The following is an 18,883-nucleotide window of genomic DNA, read 5'->3' as shown; positions in this document are numbered from 1 at the left end:
CTGTCCAATTTGCAGAGACGGTTATCATAGCCAAGTCTGTCATTGCGCAGTTTTCCATGAATTCCCATACTGAAGAAGAATCCGTCGACGACGGTTACGACGAGAACGGCTACGACCGTCCCAGCAAGTCCCAGGTCAAGCGTGAAATGCACGCCTTGCTGGACCTGGGCAAACAGCTGATCGAACTGTCCCCCGACCGCCTCAAGCAATTGCCGCTGGCCGAGCGCCTCTATGAGGCAATCCGCACGGCGCAGCGCACGACGGGCCGCGAAGGCCGCCGCCGGCAGATCCACTTTGTGGGCAAGCTGATGCGCGACGCGCCCGCCGACGAGATCCGCGCCCAGCTGGATGTGTGGGAAAACGGCTCGCGCGAAGAAACCGCCGCCATGCACCGGCTGGAAGCCCTGCGCGACCGCCTGCTGGACGACGACGACACGTTGACCAAGCTGCTGGCGAACAACCCACAAGCGGATGCGCAGCAATTGCGCACGCTGATCCGCGCCGCGCGCAAGGAAAAGCTGGGCAATGCCTCGCTGCTGCAAGGCCAGGAGCCGCAAAAGAAGCACTATCGCGCGCTGTTCCAGGCCTTGAAGACCTTGACGCTCTGATTCCCCCTTTTGATTTTTTTCGGCCGTCCATGAACGCTTCCAACGACCTGCTCGACTGCATCGAGATCGAAACCGCCCCCAACCCCACGCACGCCGTCATCTGGCTGCACGGCTTGGGCGCGGATGGCAACGACTTCGCCCCCATCGTGCCGGAACTGGACCTGCCCGCAGGGCTGGGCGTGCGCTTTGTGTTTCCGAACGCGCCGGTGCAGCGCGTGACGATCAACAACGGCATGTCGATGCGGTCCTGGTATGACATTTTGGTCATGGACCTGGTCCGTGTGGAAGACGCCAAGGGCATCCGCGCTTCCGAAGCCGCCATCCACAAGCTGATCGCGCGTGAAAACGCGCGCGGCATCCCGACGTCGAACATCGTGCTGGCGGGCTTCTCGCAAGGCAGCGCGATGACCTTGCACACCGGCTTGCGGCTGACCGAAAAGCTGGCGGGCATGATGGCGCTGTCGGGCTATCTGCCGCTGCTGAACACCGCCGAAGCCGAACGCCACAGCGCCAACCACGCCACGCCGATCTTCATGGCGCATGGCCTGCACGACCCGGTTGTGTCGCTGGCGCGCGCCGAGGCGTCGGTGACGGAATTGAAGCGCCTGGGCTATGACGTGCGCTGGCACACGTACCCAATGCCGCATTCGGTATGCGCCGAAGAAGTCCGCGATATCTCGGCGTTCTTGAATAGCGTGCTTGCCTGAAGCAGCGGTGATGTTCAGGCGCGCGCCGGGCTTGCCGCCCCGCCGCGCCTGATCTTGCCGGCTGCCGGGACCCGCTTGCGGCACGCCGCCGTGGCCTGGGCATTGCCCCAGGCAAGCCGGCTCCAGCCCCCTGCCGACAATCCGGCAAAAACCCCTTCGGTATACCAAGTGGTATTCAAGCCCTGAATTTTCCGGGCTTCGCCGGCGCTCGTCCATAGAGAAAAACGCCAATCCCAAAAAGCTTGTCTACGCTCGCTGCTTGAATATAGTATTCGATCCATGCCTTATCGGCCCGGGCTGCTGGTGTTCGGGCTTCCCTGTTGTTGCTGTCGATTCAACCCCATTGGCCATGCTGCGCCGGGTTTCGGCGTGCCATATAAGACGCAGGAGAAAGTCCCGTGAAATCCATGCCACTTCCCCGCCTGGCGGGCGCGGCGCTGCTTGCGCTGTTTGCTCCCTTGGCCGCCCAGGCCCAAGCCCTGAATCCCCCCGTGAAGGTGCGCTACGAAGAAGTGGTGCGATCCGTGCTTTACGTGCCCAAGTACGTGGCCCTGTCACAGGGATACTTCAAGGACGCCGGACTGGACGTGTCCATGAAAACCTCGCAGGGAACCGACAAGGGCATGACCGCCTTGCTGTCGGGCAGCGCGGACATTGTGCTGATCGGGCCCGAGGCTTCCATCTATGTGCAGAACAGCGAATCGCCGGTCAAACCGAAGATCTTTGCCGGGCTGACCGCCACCGATGGCTTCTTCCTGCTGGCGCGCAAGCCGGTCGACAAGTTTGACTGGTCGATGCTCAAGGGCAAGGAAGTCATCGGGTTTCGACCCGGCTCGAACCCCATCGTGTTCCTGGAAACCGCGTTGCGCAAGCATGGCCTGGATCCGCAAAAAGACGTCAAGCTGCTGAACAACATCGGCATCCCGGCGCGTGCGGGCGCCTGGATGGCGGGCCAGGGTGAATACGGCATCTTCCTGGAGCCCGAGGCCGGCGAGCTGGTGCGCAACGGCAAGGGGTACATCGTCGCGTCGGTGGGCCATGAAGTCGGCCAGGTGGACTACACCGTCTTCACCGCTACCGACAAATACATCCGCGACCACCCCAAGGTCATCCAGGCCTGGACCAATGTGGTGGCGCGCGCCGAGAAGTACGTGAAGGACACGCCGGCCGCAACGCTGGCGCCGCAGATCATGACGTTCTTCCCGGGCATGGACCAGGGCGCCGTCACGGAAGCCATCGAGCGCTACAAGCAATACCAGATCTGGAAGACGTCGCCACTGGTCACCGCCGAGGCCATGAACAAGTTGCAGGACATGCTGATCGCCAGCGCCGTCATGAAGGACTCCGCCCGCGTGAAATACGAGGACGTGGTGGTGGCCGACTTTGCCAACAAGGTGCAGTAATGGGAGCCGCCATCCATAGCCTGAAGCCGGCCACCGCCCCGGCAAAAATCGAGCTGCGCGACGTCTGCCTGTCGTACTTCACGACCGATGGCGAAACCGAGGCGCTGTCGAACGTGTCGTTCTCGCTGGCGCCGGGCGAATTCGTCAGCCTGATCGGCCAAAGCGGATGCGGCAAAAGCACCTTGCTGTCGTTGATTGCGGGCCTGATTCCGCCCACATCGGGCGCCGTCATGGTCGATGGCCAAAGCGTGACCAAGCCGAACCCGCGCATCGGCTACATGTTGCAGCAGGACTATCTGTTTGAATGGCGCACCATCCTGGACAACGTGATGCTGGGCGCCGAGATCCAAGGCCGGCGCGACGCGCGCAGCGAGGCGCGCGCCGTGCACATTCTTGAAAAGTGCGGGCTGGGCGCTTTCCTGACGCACACGCCGCGACAGCTGTCGGGCGGCATGCGACAACGCGCCGCGCTGGCGCGCACGCTGGTCACCGAACCGGACGTGATTTTGCTGGACGAGCCGTTCTCGGCGCTGGATTCGCAGACACGCCTGGCCATCTCGGACGAAGTCGTGGACATCCTGCGGCGCGAGGGCAAGACGGTGGTGCTGGTCACCCACGATATCGGTGAAGCCATCGCCATGACGGATCGCGTCATCGTGCTGTCGCGCCGCCCCGGCCGGCTGAAAAGCCAGTACCGCATCCACTACGGCGACGGTGCGCGTCCCACGCCCTTCCAGGCGCGCTCGCGGCCGGAATTCAACGCCTATTTCAAACAGCTCTGGGATGAGCTGGACGTCCACGTGGAGGGTTGACCGATGAATTCCCCCGTTGCCAACACCGTTCCCCTGCGCGCCGTACCCGCGCCCAGCGCCAAATACCTGGACTACCTGCGCCGGGACCGCGCCAAGAAACGCAATATCCGGCTAAGCCAGGCGTTGTTGCTGATCGTGTTCCTGTGCGCCTGGGAAATCCTGCCGCGCATGCACATCGTGAACCCGCTGCTGACCAGCTACCCCAGCGCGCTGTGGCCCACCTTTATCGACCTGTGGAACAACGGCCATCTGGCCAAGCACATCATGACCACGCTGTCGGCCACGCTGGTCGGCTTCACCCTGAGCATGGCGATCGGCATCGTGGTGGCGGCCGCGCTGTGGTGGTCGGACTTCCTGTACAAGGTGCTGGACCCTTTCCTGGTGGTGGCCAATGCCATGCCCAAGATTGCCTTCGTGCCGATCTTCTATCTGTGGCTGGGGTCTGACTACGCCGTGTACGGCATGGCCGTCGCTATCGCGGTGTTCGTCACCATCATGGTCGTGTACGCGGGCTTTCGCGGCATCGACCAGAACAAGGTCAAGCTTGCCCACACCTTTGGCGCCAGCCGCTGGCAGGTGCTGACCAAGGTAGTGCTGCCGGGCAGCGTGCCCACGTTGATCGCGGCCGTGAAGATGAACATCGGCCTGGCGCTGGTGGGCGTGATCGTGGGCGAATTCCAGTCGGCCGATTCCGGCCTGGGTTTTCTCATCATGAACGGCAGCCAGGTGTTCAAGCTGAACATCGTCATGACGGCAATTGCCATGCTGGCGCTGATCTCCAGCGTGATGTACCTGATCATCTATCGCGTCGAAGCCGCCGTGGCGCGGCGCTACGGCTAAGGAGGCGTCATGGAATTTCCGCAATGGGTACAAGACCGCGTCGTGGCCCGGCAAGGTTGCCTGCATCCCTACGACACCCTGCCCGCAGCGCGCTGTGCGGTGGTCGTGATCGACATGCAGCAGTACTTCACCCTGCCCGGCTATCAAGGCGAATGCGCCCCGGCGCGTGACATCATCGCGCCGATCAACCGGCTGTGCGACACGGTGCGCGCGGCGGGCGGGACGGTAGTGTGGGTGCAGACGGCGTCGGACAACGCCGATGCGTTCTGGTCGCATCACCACGGGGTGATGCTGACGCCCGAACGCAGCAAGCGGCGCCTGGAAACGCTGCGCCGCGATTCGCCGGGGTTTCAATTGCACCCCGACCTGCACGTGGACGATGCCGACCCGCGCGTCGTCAAGCGCTTCTACAGCGCCATGGCGACGGGCTCGTCAGAGCTTGAACCGCTGCTGCGCGGGCTGGGCGTGGATACGCTGCTGATCACCGGCACCGTCACCAACGTGTGCTGCGAATCCACCGCGCGCGACGCGATGATGCGCGACTTTCGCACCATCATGGTCGACGACGCGCTGGCGGCGGTCACGCCGGCCGAACACGAACATGCCTTGCAGGGCTGGATGCTGTTCTTTGGGGATGTGCTGTCGGTGGACGAGGTAACGGCGCGGCTGACGCCGGCCGAGGCGGTGCGAAAAACCCCCTGACGGCGACGGCGCGTCGGGCTACGCCCGGCAACAGGCGGTGCATCATGGGCGGCCCGGCCCGGCCAGGCCCGACCAAGCCAGGCCGGGCCGGGCCGAGCCGGGCCAAGCTGGGCCAACCCGATGCGCTGCCGTGTCGGCGCCTAGGCCAGGCTTAGCCACACGCGCCGCATCGTCGGGTCTTCCGGGTCGGCGTCGTTGGTAAAGCCCAGGCTGGTCATCAGCGCCAGCATGGGCCGGTTGGTCGACAGCACCAGGCCATCAATGTATTCCAGCCCCTGCTCGCGCGCGGCGTCGATCAGCGCCGTCATCAGCTGGCGGCCCAGGCCGCGCCGCTGCCAATCATCGCCGATCACCAGCGCGTATTCCGCACCGCGCCCGTCCGGGTTGCGCAGATAGTGGGCAAAGCCCACGATCACTTCGCGCGGATGGCCGCGGTTGGCCGGGTTGGGCACCTGCGTGGCCGCCACCAGCGCCAGTTCGCGGTGGTAATCCACCTGCGTATAACGCGACACCATGCGCGGCGTCAGCTCACGCATCATCGACACAAAGCGCATATAGCGCGACCGTTCGGACAAGCCGCGAATGAACTCCTGCAAGGCCTCGCCGTCTTCCGGGCGGATGGGGCGCAACACCCACGGAATGCCGTCATTGAATCGGCGCACGTGCACCAGCCGCGTGGGATACGGATGGATCGCCATATGCGGATAACCGGACGTCTGCGGCGTTTCACAGCCCGGCGTTTCGGTCAGCATCATGCGCAGCCCGCCCGCGCGCAGATGGGTTTCACCGGCGTAGAGGGGGTCGATATCCAGCGTTTCGATGTCGGGCAATTCCGACACCATTTCAGACACCAGCACCACGGCCTGTTGCAGCGACTCGGCCGCCATGTGGCCCACACGCGGCGCCAGCACACGGCGCCACAGCCGGCTGCGTTCGATCAGCTGACGGGCCAGGAAGCCGTTGAGCGGCGGCAGATCCATGCCGCGATCGGCCACGGACAGCACCGCGTCGGGCCCGCCCGCGCCAAAGCGGATGACAGGGCCAAATTGCGGATCGCGCCGCACTCGGATCGCCATGGGGCGGGATTCGGGTTCGGCGGACGCCACCTCCACCGGCATGTCGCGCAGCGGCACGTAGAACAGGCCAAGCAAGGTCCGGATTTCGGACGTATTCAATTCACGGCGGCAATCCGCCCGCACGCGCGCGATGAGTTCGCGCGCGGCGGCCAGGTCGGGCACGTGGGTGGGGGGTTCTTGCGGTTGCGTTTGCAGCAGCAGCTGCTGGTTGTAGTGGTGCGAGGCCAGCACGCCGAAGGCGTCGGCGGCCGATTCCGGCGTACGAAACGCCGACGTGCCCGCATCGTCCAGCATGCGGCGCAGCGGTCGCATGCCGGCGTCGCCCATGAAGCAGGTGACGACGGGCTTCTTCGCGCTGGGCGCAATCTGCGCCAGCTCGCGCGCCACGGCGGGCATGTCGGCCAGCGCGTCAGGCGCCAGCAGCACCAGCACGCCATCCACGCCCGTGTCGTCCAGCACCGTTTCCAGAATGGCGCGGATGCGTTCGGGCGTCAGCGGCGTGTAGGTAATGACGGGGTTGTCGCAGGCGGCGTCGGGCTCCAGCATGGCTTCCAGCGCGCGGCGGGTGGTGGGCGCCAGGTCGGCGCGCAGCACGGCGGCGTCGGGGCCGATCAGGTCCATGGCCAATTGCGGAGGCCCGCTGCCGTTCGAGATCAGCGCCACGCGCCGGCCCTTGGGGCGGCGCGTATAGCCCAGCACTTTCACGGCCGAGAACAGCTGCACGAAGTAGCGCACGCGCACCGCGCCCGCGCGGCGCAGGGCGGCGTCGAAAATGGCGTCGGCGCTGTCGGCATCGGACCGACCCGCCTTGAGCACGATGACGGGCTTTACGCTGGCCGCGGCGCGCAGCGCGCTCATGAATTCGCGCGCCGGCCCCACGTCTTCCAGGTACAGCACGATGCTGTCGGTGCGCGGATCGCTGGCCAGGTAATCCAGCACTTTCGACAGCCCCACCACCGCTTCGTCGCCCAGCGACACGGCGGTGGAAAAGCCGATGTGCACGTCTTCGGCCCAGTCCATGACGGCGGCCATGATGGAGCGCGACTGCGCCACCAGCGCCACGCGCCCCGCGCGTGCCAGCACCGGGTGCTGGCTGAAGTTCAACCCGGCGTGCGGCCGCTGCGCGCCAAACGAGCGCGGCCCCAGCAGTTCGCAGCGGTTCTCTTCCGCCCACGCGCGGCACAACGCCCAGGTGCCGCGCGGATACGGATCGGGCAGTTCGTGCGGCAACAGGATCACGGCGCGCGGCGCCAGCGGCGACAGGCGGCGCAGTGTTTCCGGCAGCACGGCGGGCGACACGCAAACCAGGGCCAGATCAGGCCGCGCTCCCGCCGCCAGGCCTTCCAGGGCGGCGGGCAATTCCGGCGCGGCGCCCGCCTGGCAATCGACCACCGTGGTCTTCGCCTTGAGCGCGGGCGACAGAGAGCCCGCCGCCGGCAGTGGCCGGTCGGCAACGATCACCAGCGAACTGGGTTCGAACATGGGGGCAAGCGCGTGTCGCAGCATAGGGGGTACGCCCTAATCTAAAATACCGTTCATCGTAACAAGACAAGCCCGCCGTCCGCTTGATGTGGACCCAGCCTGACGCCGCTTTTGTGGCGCCGCAGCCGCTATCATTGCCACCTATGACTTCCAACGCCACCTCCCCCATTCGTACGCGCTTCGCGCCTTCGCCCACGGGCTTTCTGCATTTGGGCGGCGCGCGCACCGCGCTGTTCTCCTGGGCGTTCGCGCGCCACCATCAAGGCACGTTCGTGCTGCGCATCGAAGACACGGACGTCGAGCGGTCCACGCCGGAAGCGGTCGAGGCCATTCTGGACAGCATGCAGTGGTTGGGCATGCAGCCCGATGAAGGCCCCTTCTATCAAATGCAGCGCATGGACCGCTATCGCGAAGTGGTCGCGCAGATGCTGGCCGCCGGCACTGCCTACCACTGCTACAGCTCGCCCGAAGAAGTGGAAGCCATGCGCGAAGCCGCCCGCGCACGCGGCGACAAGCCGCGCTATGACGGCACGTGGCGCCCCGAGCCGGGAAAGACGCTGCCCGCCATCCCCGAAGGCCGCAAGCCGGTGGTGCGCTTCAAGAACCCGCAAGAAGGCGCCACGTCCTGGAACGACATGGTCAAAGGCACCATCAGCTTCGACAACACCGAACTTGACGACCTGATCATTGCGCGCCCGGACGGCACGCCCACGTACAACTTCTGCGTCGTGGTCGATGACTGGGACATGGGCATCACGCACGTGTTGCGCGGTGACGATCACGTCAACAACACGCCGCGCCAGATCAACATCCTGCGCGCGCTGGGCGCCACGCTGCCCGAATACGGCCACGTGCCCATGATCCTGGGCCCGGACGGCGAAAAGCTGTCCAAGCGCCACGGCGCGGTCAACGTCATGGAATATGACAACGACGGCTACCTGCCCGAGGCCATGATCAACTACCTGGCCCGCCTGGGCTGGAGCCACGGCGACGACGAGCTGTTCTCGCGCGAGCAGCTGGTGTCCTGGTTCGACACCAAGCACCTGTCGAAGTCCGCGTCGCAATGGGACCCGAAGAAGCTGAACTGGGTCAACGCGCACTACATCAAGCAGATGGACAACGCGGAACTGGCAGAACGCGTGGCGCCGCGCGTGGCGAACCGGGGCGGCCACCCTGAAAAAATCGACCTGCCCGGCGTGATGGGCCTGCTGAAAGACCGCGCTGAAACGCTGGAACAATTGGCCGATGGCGCGATGCTGTTCTGCGCGCCGTTCGCACCGGCCGCGCCGGAACTGGTCGAGCAGCACCTGACCGCCCCCGCGCGCGAAGCGTTGGCGGACTTTGCCCAGCGCGCGCAAGACACCGACTGGACCCGCGAGGCCCTGTCGGCGCTGATCAAGGCCGTGCTGGCCGACCGTGGCATGAAGATGCCGCAACTGGCGATCCCGCTGCGCGTGGCGGTGACGGGTCAAACGCAAACCCCGGCCGTCGACGCCGTGCTGGCCCTGCTGGGCAAGCAGACGGTGCTGGCCCGCTTGGCTGCGATCTAAGCAGGACGGACTTCAAGCCGGGCCGGGCAAGGCTGGCCCGACTCGGCACAGACCTGCTGAACCCGGATCGGCTTAGCCAAGGCGATCCGGGTCGAATCCGATATGTTGACCCCAAGACGGCGTTCCGAGTTTTCGGAACGCCGTTTTTTCGTTTTGCTATCGGCTTGCTATCGGCTTGCTATTGGCGGGCCGTTGGCGGGCTATTGGCGGGCGATTGCCTTGCCATTGGCCCTGCCCCCCCCCGCCCTACGCGTTCGTGATCGCCGCGCGCGCCTTCAACGCCCGGGCGAAGAACGCGCCCAGCAGGGGCAGCAGCACCGCCGAGCCGCCAAACAGCGCCGCAGCGCCAATCTCGTCCACCACCGCCCCCGCCAACGCCACGCCCGCCGCCTGCCCCATGAACAGGCACGACGCAAACCACGCCACCGCCGTGCCACGCGCGGAAGGCACCATCTGCGTCGCGTTGGTTTGCAACGTGGCATGCAGCAGGTAATAGCCAAAGCCCGCCAGCACGCTGGCAAGCAGGCTCCACATCCAGACCGGACCCAGCAGATACGACAGGAAGGCGACGCCCAGCACCAGACCGCCCGCAACCGCCAGGCCGCGTTCGCCCAGACGCTTGAGTATGCGGCCGGCCACGACCGTGTAGATCAACCCGCCCACCGCGTACACCGCCACCAGCGCGCCGGCGGCCGTCAACGAAATGTTGAATCGTTCGTGCAGGTAAGACGGCGCGAATGCCAGCGCGCCAAAGACCAGCAGGCCCTCAACGAACACCGTGGCCAACACAATGCGCGCCCACGGCGTGCCCAGCACCAGCCGCGCCTGCCCGATAAAACCCTGGCGAACGGCGTTGGGGTCCACCTGCGCAAAGCCCGCCGCGCGCTGGCGCCGCACCTCCAGGTGCAGCAGCACGCCCACGATCAGGTAGCCCACCACCAGGGCCGCGAAGGCCCAGCGCCAGCCCACGGTGTCCGCGAAAATGCCGCCGGCCAACTGGCCCGCGGACATGCCCAGGATGGTGCCGGTCAAAAAGCGGGCCAGCGTCGCCTGGCGACGCTCGTAGGGTACGTTGTCGCCAATCCAGGCCATCGACAACGGCACGATGCCCGCCCCCGCCGCGCCGGACAGCGCGCGGCAAAGCACCAGCACATCCAGGGATTCGGCCATGATGGCGCCCGCGCTGCCCAGCGCACAGGCCACGGTGGCCACGCTGACCACGCGGTACTTGCCGTAGCGGTCGCCCACGGGACCGAAGAACATCTGCAACACGCCGTAGGCCACCGCAAACGCCGTCACGGCGCGCGCGGCCTGGCCGGTGGTCGTGCCGAATTCCGCCGCCAGCTGCGGCAGCATGGGATCACAGATGCGAAAGGCGCTGGCGCTGACAAAGGCGGCCAGGGCAAGCAGTGCGATGGCGCGTGCTTCAGAGGACATGGCGGGCATGGGGAACCGGCGGCTAGGCAAAAGTCGAAGCCCGCACCTTACCGCAGCCCGGCCATCTTGGCGCGGTGGGCGAACGCAGTGTCCGCCCCGCGCAACGGTGCGTCAGGCGCGGCCTTGTTCTGGCGCAGCGCCGGCACGCGCCCTCCCCGCGCAACGCTCAATACGGCAGGCGATAGCCCTGCGGCATGCGGCGCGCGGTGACCACCTGGCCGCCGCTCTTGAGTTCGCGCAGCGTCAATTTGGCGTGCTCGACTTTTTCGACGCGATAGCGGTTCAGGTAAATGGGGTCGTTGGCATCCACGGGCTCGCCGGCGGACTTGGTGGTCTGCATCGTGTAGACGTTGTCGGCCACCGTCCAGCAACCGGTCTCGCGCAGGGCCGGGCGCGACTTGCGCCCGATCTTGAGCAAAGACTCATAGGCCATCGAGCCATCGGCGGACAACACGATCAGCGATTGCAATTCGCCGCTGACATCGCGCGGGCGCGTGTTCGACAGCCAGGTCCCAATCATGGGGTCGCCGCTTTTGGCCGGCACACAGGCCACCGCCTTGGGCGGGTCCGCGGGCTGCGCCTCGGTAATGACGGCGGGCTTCCTGGCGACGCACCCGGCCAGGATAAGAACGGCGCAGGCGATGCCGGCCGAACGCAAATACACACTGCTCATGACTTCCTCAACACGTCTGTCGACGCGCCGCGCCGATCACACCGGCACGTCCCTCGCGCAGCAAACATCACGCACTCTAAAGAGCCGCTGGGGAAGAATCAACGACGATCCGCGCGGTGTGCAATTGCGCAACAGTCGGCGTCGCAAAGCCGCTGGTTTAGCCATGGAACGCGCACGAATGCGTTGGTTTCAAGCGACACCGCGCGCGTGTCCACGGCTGCTCTTTCCACGCTCTCTATATATAGAGGGCGCTGCGATCGGCCTGGGTCACAACGGCAGCCGCTGTTCGTGCTTGATCTCGCGCAGCGCCACGATGGTGCGCGTCTGGCGAATGCCCGGCATGTTGAACAGGAAGCGATGCAGGAAACGGTCGTAGGCCTCGGGGCTTTCCACCAGGATTTTCAACAGGAAGTCCGAATCGCCGGTGACCGCGTAGCACTCCAGGATTTCGGGCGCGTCGCGCACCGAGCGTTCGAAGTGTTCAACCGTGTTCGACGAATGCCGCTCCAGGCTGATCTGCGCAAACATGCAGCCCAGGCCCACCTTGCTGCGGTCCACCTGCGCGCTATAGCCCTGGATCACCCCGCTGGCTTCCATCGCCTTGACCCGCCGCCACACCGGCGCGGCCGATAGCCCTACCTTGTCGGACAGCTGCTGCGCCGAAGCCCGGCCGTCCTCCTGCAAGGCCTTGAGGATGCCGATATCGGTCTTGTCCATCGCTTTGTCTCCTGGTTTTTGTCGAACACGAAATGTTCATTGCGAATTATAGGGATAGCACGATCCAAAAACGCAATAAATCGGATGCCTCGCGAACCTATCATGGTGCGAAATACCAGGAGCATTCACTATGGACGGCACTCCCGCCCCCGAACCCCAGCTGGACCTTGATTACCAGCTTGCCGACAACCTTACGCGGGAGTCCGGCCGCATCTTCCTGACGGGAACGCAGGCGCTGGTGCGAATCATGCTGACGCAGGCACGGGTCGACCGTGAACGCGGGCTGAACACGGCGGGCTTTGTGTCGGGCTACCGCGGATCGCCATTGGGCGGTGTGGACATGGCCATGTGGAAGGCGAAGAAGGCGCTGGACGCCAGCAAGATCTCGTTCCTGCCCGGCATCAACGAAGACATGGCCGCCACCGCCGTCATGGGGACGCAGCAGGCCGGCGTACGCGCCGACCGCAACGTCGATGGCGTATTCGCCATGTGGTACGGCAAAGGCCCGGGCGTGGACCGCGCGGGCGATGCGCTGCATCACGGCAATGCGGCCGGCGCATCGCGCAACGGCGGCGTGCTGGTGGTGGTGGGCGATGACCACACCGCCGTGTCGTCCTCGATTCCGCACGCCAGCGAAGCGTCGTTGATCGGCTGGCAAATGCCGATCGTGCATCCGACGTCGATCGACGAGTACGAGACCTTTGCGCTATGGGGCTGGGCGCTGTCGCGCTATTCCGGCACGTGGGTCGCATTCAAGGCGGTGTCCGAAACCATCGAAAGCGGGCACTCGTTCACCCCCGCCGCCGTGCAGCACTACGACATGCCGTCCAACCCCGACATGCCGCCCGAGTCGCTGGAGTATTCCGCGCGCGACTTCCTGTCGCTGGCCGTGGAAGCGCGCATGAATCTGCGCATGAAAGCGGTGGCCGCCTTCGCGCGCCGCCACAGCATTGACCGCCTGACCTGTCCGGCGCCGCGCGCCACCGTGGGCATCGTCACCGTCGGCAAGGCGCATCTGGACACCATGGAAGCGCTGGCGCGCCTGGGCGTGGACACCGTCACCGCCAACGCGCCCGTGCGCATCTACAAGCCGGGCCTGACCTGGCCGATGGACGGTGAACGGCTGCTGGAGTTTGCACGCGGGCTGTCGCACATCCTGGTGATCGAAGAAAAAGGCGCCGTGGTCGAAAGCCAGATCAAGGATCTGCTGTTCAACCTGCCGGACCGCCCGAGCGTCATCGGCAAGAAAGGCCTGGACGGCGAAACGGTGGTGCCGTCGGCGGGCCAGTTGCGCCCGTCGCTGCTGGCGCGGCCGCTGGCGGCGTGGCTGTCGCGCAGCGCCGGCCTGCCGCTGGGCACGGACCTGGCCGCGTTCGATTGCCAGTCGGCGCTGTCGAACGACGCCGACGGCATGCGCCGCCGGCCGTATTTTTGTTCGGGCTGTCCGCACAGCACGTCGACCAAGGTGCCCGAGGGCAGCCAGGCCTTGTCCGGCGTGGGCTGTCACTACATGGCTGCGTGGATGGACCGCGACACGGGCGGGCTGACGCAGATGGGCGGCGAAGGCGTGGACTGGATCGGGCTGTCGCGCTACACCAAGATGCCGCACATCTTCCAGAACATGGGCGAAGGCACCTACTACCACTCGGGCTATCTGGCGATTCGCCAGGCGGTCGCCGCGCGCGCCAACATCACCTACAAGATCCTGTTCAACGACGCGGTTGCGATGACGGGCGGGCAACCCGTGGACGGCCCGATCTCGGTGCCGCAGATCTGCCAGCAACTGCGCGGCGAGAACGTGGCGCGCATCGTCGTCACCAGTGACGAGCCTGAAAAATACCAGGGCGTGGACCTGGGACCCAACATCAAGGTGCACCACCGCCGCGAGCTGGATGCGTTGCAGCGCGAGTTGCGCGAGATTGCCGGCGTGACCGTGCTGATCCATGACCAGACGTGCGCCGCCGAAAAGCGCCGCCGCCGCAAGAAGAACCAGTTCCCCGACCCGGCGCGCCGCATGCTGATCAACAGCGCGGTGTGCGAAGGCTGCGGCGACTGCGGCGTGCAATCGAACTGCCTGTCGGTGGTGCCGCTGGAAACGCCGTACGGCCGCAAGCGCGCCATCGACCAGTCCAGCTGCAACAAGGACTATTCCTGCGCCGAAGGTTTCTGCCCCAGCTTCGTGTCGGTCATGGGCGGCAAGCCGCGCAAGAGCGCCGCGCCCAAGACCGATCAGGAACGCCTGCAACGCCTGATCGAGCAATTGCCGCAACCCGCCACGCCGTCGCTGGACCGGCCCTACCGGCTGCTGGTCGCCGGCATGGGCGGCACGGGCGTCATCACCATCGGCGCCATCGTGTCGATGGCCGCGCACCTGGAAGGCCTGTCGGCGGCGGTGCTGGACCTGACCGGCCTGGCGCAAAAGGGCGGCACCGTTGTCAGCCATATTCGCCTGGCGCCTGCCGGCGCGCCGGCGGGTCCGGTGCGACTGGACTGGCAGCAGGCCGATGCCGCCATCCTGTGCGACCCGGTGGCCTCGGTCGCGCCGGATTCGCTGGGCGCGCTGCGCCGCGGGCACACGCAGGTCACCGTCAACACCTATGTGGCGCCCGTGTCCGAGTTCACGCGGGACCCCGACGCCGCCATGCGCCCCGAGGCGTTGCTGGCCAAGATTCGCCACGCCGCGGGCGATGCCAACACGGCCGCCATCGACGCGCACGAAGCCGCGCTGGCATTGTTTGGCGACAGCATCCTGTCGAACATGTTCATGCTGGGCTATGCCTGGCAGCGCGGCGGCGTGCCGTTGTCGCAGGCGTCGATCAACCGCGCCATCGAACTGAACGGCGTGGCCGTAGCCGCGAACCGCGCGGCATTCGACAGCGGCCGGCTGGCAGCGCATCAGCCCGACGCGCTGGAAAGCGCGCTGCGTCCGCGTGCCCAGGTGGTACAGCTGCACGTGCCGGAAACCTTCGAACGCGCCGTGGCCCGCCGCATTGCGGACCTGACCGCGTATCAAGACGCCCGCTACGCACGCGTCTACCAGGACGTGGTCGAAGCGGTTGCCGCGCGCGAACGCGAATTGGCGCCCGAGGCCAAGTCGCCGCGACTGGCGATGGCGGTGGCGCGCGGCCTGTTCAAGCTGATGGCCTACAAGGACGAATACGAAGTGGCGCGGCTCTACACCGGCGAGGCATTCCAGGCGCAGCTGAAGGGTCAGTTCGAAGGCGACTACAGCCTGCGCTTTCACATGGCCCCGCCGATCTTCGCCCGCAAGGACCCGCGCACCGGCGTGCCGCGCAAGATGACGCTGGGGCCGCGCACCATGTCGGCACTGAAATTGCTGACACGGTTGAAAGGACTGCGCGGCACCTGGTTCGACCCGTTCGGCCACACCGCCGAACGCAAGATGGAGCGGGCGCTTGTCACCGAGTACCGCCAGACCATAGACCAGCTTCTTGTAGGGTTGACCCGCGACAAGATCGCGCAAGCAGCTACAATCGCCGGCCTTGCAGAAACCATCCGCGGCTACGGCCACGTGAAGTCTGCGAACGTCGAGAAGTACCGGACGCAATTGGGTCGATTGATGCAGAGCTATATGGCACCGGCCCCGCGCGACATACCCCTGCGGAAAACCGCATAAACAGTCGCTCTGAGCGGTGCAGTCCTGGGCGCGCCTTACTGGGCGCGCCCAGTGCATTTAGTAACAATCTTTTGTGAGCTTCGTCATATCTTCTTCTTGTTCCAGTAGGTCTCGATCACTAGAATTAGTGTCCAACGAGGGGTGCTACACTACATGTTGTGGTCGCCTAAGCGCTGATTCTCGTCGGCCACGCCTTTTGGACTAAGCCGTCCAAGCCGTTCCGACCCCCTCAAAAGATCCACATTCGTACCGGACATGACCGCCGTCATGTCGCTATCTACGCGTTTTCGCACAGGAGCTTCCATGCAGACTTCGATCGCCTCTGTGACCCGGCCTTCGGCCGTGCCGCCCTCGCAAACCGATTCCCCTGCCGACGCCAATGGCGGGCAATGGGCCAGCTACAACATCATTCGCCGCAATGGCTCGGTGGTCGGGTTTGAACCCAGCAAGATCGCCATCGCCATGACCAAGGCCTTTCTGGCCGTCAACGGCGGCCAGGGCGCCGCGTCCGCGCGTGTGCGCGAACTGGTCGAGAACCTGACCAGCCAGGCCGTGAACGCCCTGGTGCGCAACCGCCCCAACGGCGGCACCTTCCATATTGAAGACATCCAGGACCAGGTCGAACTGGCGCTGATGCGCTCGGGCCAACATGACGTTGCCCGCGCCTACGTCCTGTATCGCGAGAAGCGCACGCAAGAGCGCGCCGCCGCCGCTGCCGCCGAAGGCCAGGAAAAGGCCGCCGCCGCTCCTGAAGAACACGTGCTGAACGTCACCGACGCCGGTGTGCGCCGTCCGCTGGACCTGGCTGAGTTGCGCGCGACCATCGTCGCCGCCGGCGAAGGCCTGGACGAATTCATCGATAGCGAAGCCATCCTGAAGGAAACGGTCAAGAACCTGTACGACGGCATCCCCGTCGACGAAGTGTTCAAGTCCGCCATCCTGTCCGCGCGCGCGCTGGTCGAAAAAGACCCGGCCTACAGCCAAGTCACCGCTCGCCTCTTGCTGCACACGATCCGCAAGGAAGTGCTGGGCGAAGAAGTCTCGCAAGACGGCATGATCGCGCGTTACGCCGAATACTTCCCCACGTTCATCGCACGCGGCATCGAAGGCGGCCTGCTGTCGCCCGAACTGGCCAACTATGACCTGACCCGCCTGGGCAAGGCCTTGAACGCTAAGCGCGATCTGCAATTCGGCTACCTGGGCCTGCAGACGCTGTACGACCGCTACTTCCTGCACATCCGCGGCACCCGCATCGAACTGCCGCAGGTGTTCTTCATGCGCGTGGCCATGGGCCTGGCGCTGCGCGAAGCCGACCGCGAAACGCGCGCCATCGAGTTCTACGAGATCCTGTCCTCGTTCGACTTCATGAGCTCGACGCCGACGCTGTTCAACTCGGGCACGCTGCACTCGCAGTTGTCGTCGTGCTATCTCACGACCGTCTCCGATGACCTGGAAGGCATCTACGACGCCATCAAGGAAAACGCGCTGCTGGCCAAGTACGCCGGCGGCCTGGGCAACGACTGGACCCCGGTGCGCGCGCTGCGCAGCCACATCAAGGGCACCAACGGCGAAAGCCAGGGCGTGGTTCCGTTCCTGAAGGTCGTCAACGACACCGCCGTCGCGGTGAACCAGGGCGGCAAGCGCAAGGGCGCGGTGTGCACGTACCTGGAATCGTGGCACCTGGACATCGAAGAATTCCTGGAACTGCGCAAGAACACCGGCGACGAACGCCGCCGCACGCACGACATGAACACGGCGAACTGGATTCCCGATCTGTTCATGAAGCGCGTCATGGAAGGCGGTGAATGGACGCTGTTCTCGCCGTCCGACTGCCCCGACCTGCACGACAAGGTCGGCCGCGCGTTTGAAGAAGCGTATGTCGGCTACGAAAAGCGCGTCGCCAGCGGCGAGCTCAAGCTGTACAAGAAGATGCCGGCGCTGACGTTGTGGCGCAAGATGCTGTCGATGCTGTTCGAAACCGGCCACCCCTGGATCACGTTCAAGGATCCGTGCAACATCCGTTCGCCGCAGCAACACGTGGGCGTCGTCCACAGCTCGAACCTGTGCACCGAGATCACGCTGAACACCAACGAATCCGAAATCGCGGTGTGCAACCTGGGTTCGGTGAACCTGGTCGCGCACATGAAGCCGGCTGCCGGCGGCGGATTCGAACTGGATCACGACAAGATCAAGCGCACGGTCAGCATCGCGATGCGCATGCTCGACAACGTTATCGACATCAACTACTACGCCGTCGAGAAGGCCCGCAATTCCAACGCGCGCCATCGTCCGGTGGGCATGGGCATCATGGGTTTCCAAGACTGCCTGCAAATGATGCGCGTGCCTTACGCATCGCAAGCCGCCGTTGAATTCGCTGATCGTTCGATGGAAGCCGTTTGCTATCACGCGTACTTCGCGTCGAGCCTACTCGCCGAAGAACGTGGTCGCTATCAATCGTATGAAGGTTCGTTGTGGTCGCGTGGCATCTTGCCGCAAGACACGTTGAAGATGCTGCGTGATGAACGCGGTGGTCATGTTGAAGTTGATGAATCGAGCACGCTCGATTGGGATACGTTGCGCGCGCGCATCAAACAACACGGCATGCGCAACTCCAATTGCGTGGCAATTGCCCCAACCGCGACTATTTCCAATATCATTGGTGTATCTGCGTGCATCGAACCTACTTTCCAGAACTTGTACGTCAAATCGAATCTCTCCGGCGAGTTCACGGTCGTTAACGATTACCTCGTGCGTGACCTGAAGAAACTCGGTCTCTGGGACGAAGTCATGGTCGCCGACCTCAAGTACTTCGACGGCAGCCTGTCCCGCATCGATCGCGTACCTTCCGAACTCCGCGAACTCTACGCCACCGCGTTCGAAGTCGAACCGAGCTGGCTGGTTGAATGCGCGTCGCGCCGTCAGAAGTGGATCGATCAAGCTCAGTCGCTGAACATCTACATGTCGGGCGCATCGGGCAAGAAGCTGGATGACACCTACAAGCTGGCATGGCTGCGTGGCCTGAAGACCACGTACTACCTGCGTACCCTGGGCGCCACCAGCGCCGAGAAGTCCACGGGCCGCGGCGGCGAACTGAACGCCGTCACCGCTGGTGGTCAATCCACGGCCGCGGCCGTGGGCGCCGCACCTGTTTTGCCGGAACCCGAAGTTCTCGGGGCGGTTTGCACCATGCGGCCGGGCGACCCCGGCTTCGAAGAGTGCGAAGCCTGCCAATAACCGCC

13 protein-coding genes are annotated in these 18,883 nt (G+C 65.1%); 9 read left to right on the top strand and 4 right to left on the bottom strand.

From position 1 onward, the window contains the following. Nucleotides 1-56: 56 nt before the first annotated feature. The 6 genes from yjgA (at nt 57) to KYT87_RS02750 (ending at nt 5,072) form a co-directional block, all read left to right on the top strand. Entirely contained in the window at nt 57-608 is a 552-nt protein-coding gene (yjgA, locus tag KYT87_RS02775) for a ribosome biogenesis factor YjgA (RefSeq protein WP_046806100.1), read from the top strand. A gap of 29 nt (nt 609-637) precedes the next feature. Next, nucleotides 638-1,315: an alpha/beta hydrolase gene (locus KYT87_RS02770; RefSeq protein WP_219991665.1), complete on the top strand. Its 678-nt coding sequence runs from the start codon at nt 638-640 to the stop codon at nt 1,313-1,315. Nucleotides 1,316-1,722: 407 nt separating this feature from the next. Continuing rightward, a complete protein-coding gene (locus KYT87_RS02765; RefSeq protein ID WP_370638768.1) occupies nt 1,723-2,718 on the top strand; it encodes an ABC transporter substrate-binding protein in 996 nt (331 codons plus the stop codon). Beyond that, complete coding sequence (locus KYT87_RS02760; RefSeq protein WP_219991663.1) at nt 2,718-3,530, top strand: ABC transporter ATP-binding protein; 813 nt, start codon at nt 2,718-2,720, stop codon at nt 3,528-3,530. The genes KYT87_RS02765 and KYT87_RS02760 overlap by 1 nt, the downstream gene beginning before the upstream one ends. 3 nt (nt 3,531-3,533) lie before the next feature. Next, nucleotides 3,534-4,370 (top strand): ABC transporter permease, encoded by an 837-nt coding sequence (locus tag KYT87_RS02755; RefSeq protein WP_046806096.1) that lies wholly within the window; start codon nt 3,534-3,536, stop codon nt 4,368-4,370. Nucleotides 4,371-4,379: 9 nt separating this feature from the next. Further along, the gene (locus KYT87_RS02750) at nt 4,380-5,072 is read left to right on the top strand and encodes an isochorismatase family cysteine hydrolase (RefSeq protein ID WP_219991662.1); all 693 of its coding nucleotides are present in this window, start codon (nt 4,380-4,382) and stop codon (nt 5,070-5,072) included. A gap of 140 nt (nt 5,073-5,212) precedes the next feature. Here KYT87_RS02750 and KYT87_RS02745 read toward each other — a convergent pair whose 3' ends face one another. Then, nucleotides 5,213-7,654 carry a GNAT family N-acetyltransferase gene (locus KYT87_RS02745; protein ID WP_219991661.1) on the bottom strand — a complete coding sequence of 814 codons (2,442 nt, stop codon included), beginning with the start codon at nt 7,652-7,654 and terminating at the stop codon, nt 5,213-5,215. Between the two features lie 119 nt (nt 7,655-7,773). Here KYT87_RS02745 and gltX point away from each other — a divergent pair, with 119 nt between their 5' ends. Then, a complete protein-coding gene (gltX, locus tag KYT87_RS02740) occupies nt 7,774-9,180 on the top strand; it encodes a glutamate--tRNA ligase (RefSeq protein WP_046806093.1) in 1,407 nt (468 codons plus the stop codon). Between the two features lie 246 nt (nt 9,181-9,426). On the opposite strand, the gene KYT87_RS02735 is transcribed toward gltX, so the two are convergent. The 3 genes from KYT87_RS02735 to KYT87_RS02725 all read right to left on the bottom strand — a co-directional run bounded on the left by KYT87_RS02735 (nt 9,427) and on the right by KYT87_RS02725 (nt 12,007). Then, on the bottom strand, nt 9,427-10,626 hold the full coding sequence (locus tag KYT87_RS02735; protein ID WP_120153744.1) for an MFS transporter: 1,200 nt from the start codon (nt 10,624-10,626) through the stop codon (nt 9,427-9,429). Between the two features lie 157 nt (nt 10,627-10,783). Beyond that, entirely contained in the window at nt 10,784-11,290 is a 507-nt protein-coding gene (locus KYT87_RS02730; protein WP_046806514.1) for a hypothetical protein, read from the bottom strand. A gap of 267 nt (nt 11,291-11,557) precedes the next feature. Beyond that, nucleotides 11,558-12,007 (bottom strand): Lrp/AsnC family transcriptional regulator, encoded by a 450-nt coding sequence (locus KYT87_RS02725; RefSeq protein ID WP_046806515.1) that lies wholly within the window; start codon nt 12,005-12,007, stop codon nt 11,558-11,560. Nucleotides 12,008-12,137: 130 nt separating this feature from the next. Between KYT87_RS02725 and KYT87_RS02720 the strand changes: the two genes are divergently transcribed. Both KYT87_RS02720 and KYT87_RS02715 read left to right on the top strand, forming a co-directional pair. Further along, a complete protein-coding gene (locus KYT87_RS02720) occupies nt 12,138-15,644 on the top strand; it encodes an indolepyruvate ferredoxin oxidoreductase family protein (protein WP_219991660.1) in 3,507 nt (1,168 codons plus the stop codon). A 303-nt stretch (nt 15,645-15,947) separates the two neighbouring features. After that, nucleotides 15,948-18,878 carry a ribonucleoside-diphosphate reductase subunit alpha gene (locus KYT87_RS02715; protein WP_046806517.1) on the top strand — a complete coding sequence of 977 codons (2,931 nt, stop codon included), beginning with the start codon at nt 15,948-15,950 and terminating at the stop codon, nt 18,876-18,878. Nucleotides 18,879-18,883 lie beyond the last annotated feature (5 nt).

This window comes from Achromobacter sp. ES-001 (assembly GCF_019448355.1).
GTDB classification, from domain to species: Bacteria; Pseudomonadota; Gammaproteobacteria; order Burkholderiales; family Burkholderiaceae_B; genus Achromobacter; species Achromobacter spanius_B.
The sequence above is the reverse complement of the archived record's forward strand: the minus strand, read 5'-3'. Positions and strand labels throughout refer to the sequence as shown.

What these genes read in the sequence shown, in the direction of transcription:
- KYT87_RS02755 (WP_046806096.1), top strand. Translation starts at nt 3,534, where the DNA reads ATGAATTCCCCCGTTGCCAACACCGTTCCCCTGCGCGCCGTACCCGCG.
- KYT87_RS02760 (WP_219991663.1), top strand. Translation starts at nt 2,718, where the DNA reads ATGGGAGCCGCCATCCATAGCCTGAAGCCGGCCACCGCCCCGGCAAAA.
- KYT87_RS02735 (WP_120153744.1), bottom strand. Translation starts at nt 10,626, where the DNA reads ATGCCCGCCATGTCCTCTGAAGCACGCGCCATCGCACTGCTTGCCCTG.
- KYT87_RS02750 (WP_219991662.1), top strand. Translation starts at nt 4,380, where the DNA reads ATGGAATTTCCGCAATGGGTACAAGACCGCGTCGTGGCCCGGCAAGGT.
- KYT87_RS02770 (WP_219991665.1), top strand. Translation starts at nt 638, where the DNA reads ATGAACGCTTCCAACGACCTGCTCGACTGCATCGAGATCGAAACCGCC.
- KYT87_RS02745 (WP_219991661.1), bottom strand. Translation starts at nt 7,654, where the DNA reads ATGCTGCGACACGCGCTTGCCCCCATGTTCGAACCCAGTTCGCTGGTG.
- gltX (WP_046806093.1), top strand. Translation starts at nt 7,774, where the DNA reads ATGACTTCCAACGCCACCTCCCCCATTCGTACGCGCTTCGCGCCTTCG.
- KYT87_RS02725 (WP_046806515.1), bottom strand. Translation starts at nt 12,007, where the DNA reads ATGGACAAGACCGATATCGGCATCCTCAAGGCCTTGCAGGAGGACGGC.
- yjgA (WP_046806100.1), top strand. Translation starts at nt 57, where the DNA reads ATGAATTCCCATACTGAAGAAGAATCCGTCGACGACGGTTACGACGAG.
- KYT87_RS02715 (WP_046806517.1), top strand. Translation starts at nt 15,948, where the DNA reads ATGCAGACTTCGATCGCCTCTGTGACCCGGCCTTCGGCCGTGCCGCCC.
- KYT87_RS02720 (WP_219991660.1), top strand. Translation starts at nt 12,138, where the DNA reads ATGGACGGCACTCCCGCCCCCGAACCCCAGCTGGACCTTGATTACCAG.
- KYT87_RS02765 (WP_370638768.1), top strand. Translation starts at nt 1,723, where the DNA reads ATGCCACTTCCCCGCCTGGCGGGCGCGGCGCTGCTTGCGCTGTTTGCT.
- KYT87_RS02730 (WP_046806514.1), bottom strand. Translation starts at nt 11,290, where the DNA reads ATGAGCAGTGTGTATTTGCGTTCGGCCGGCATCGCCTGCGCCGTTCTT.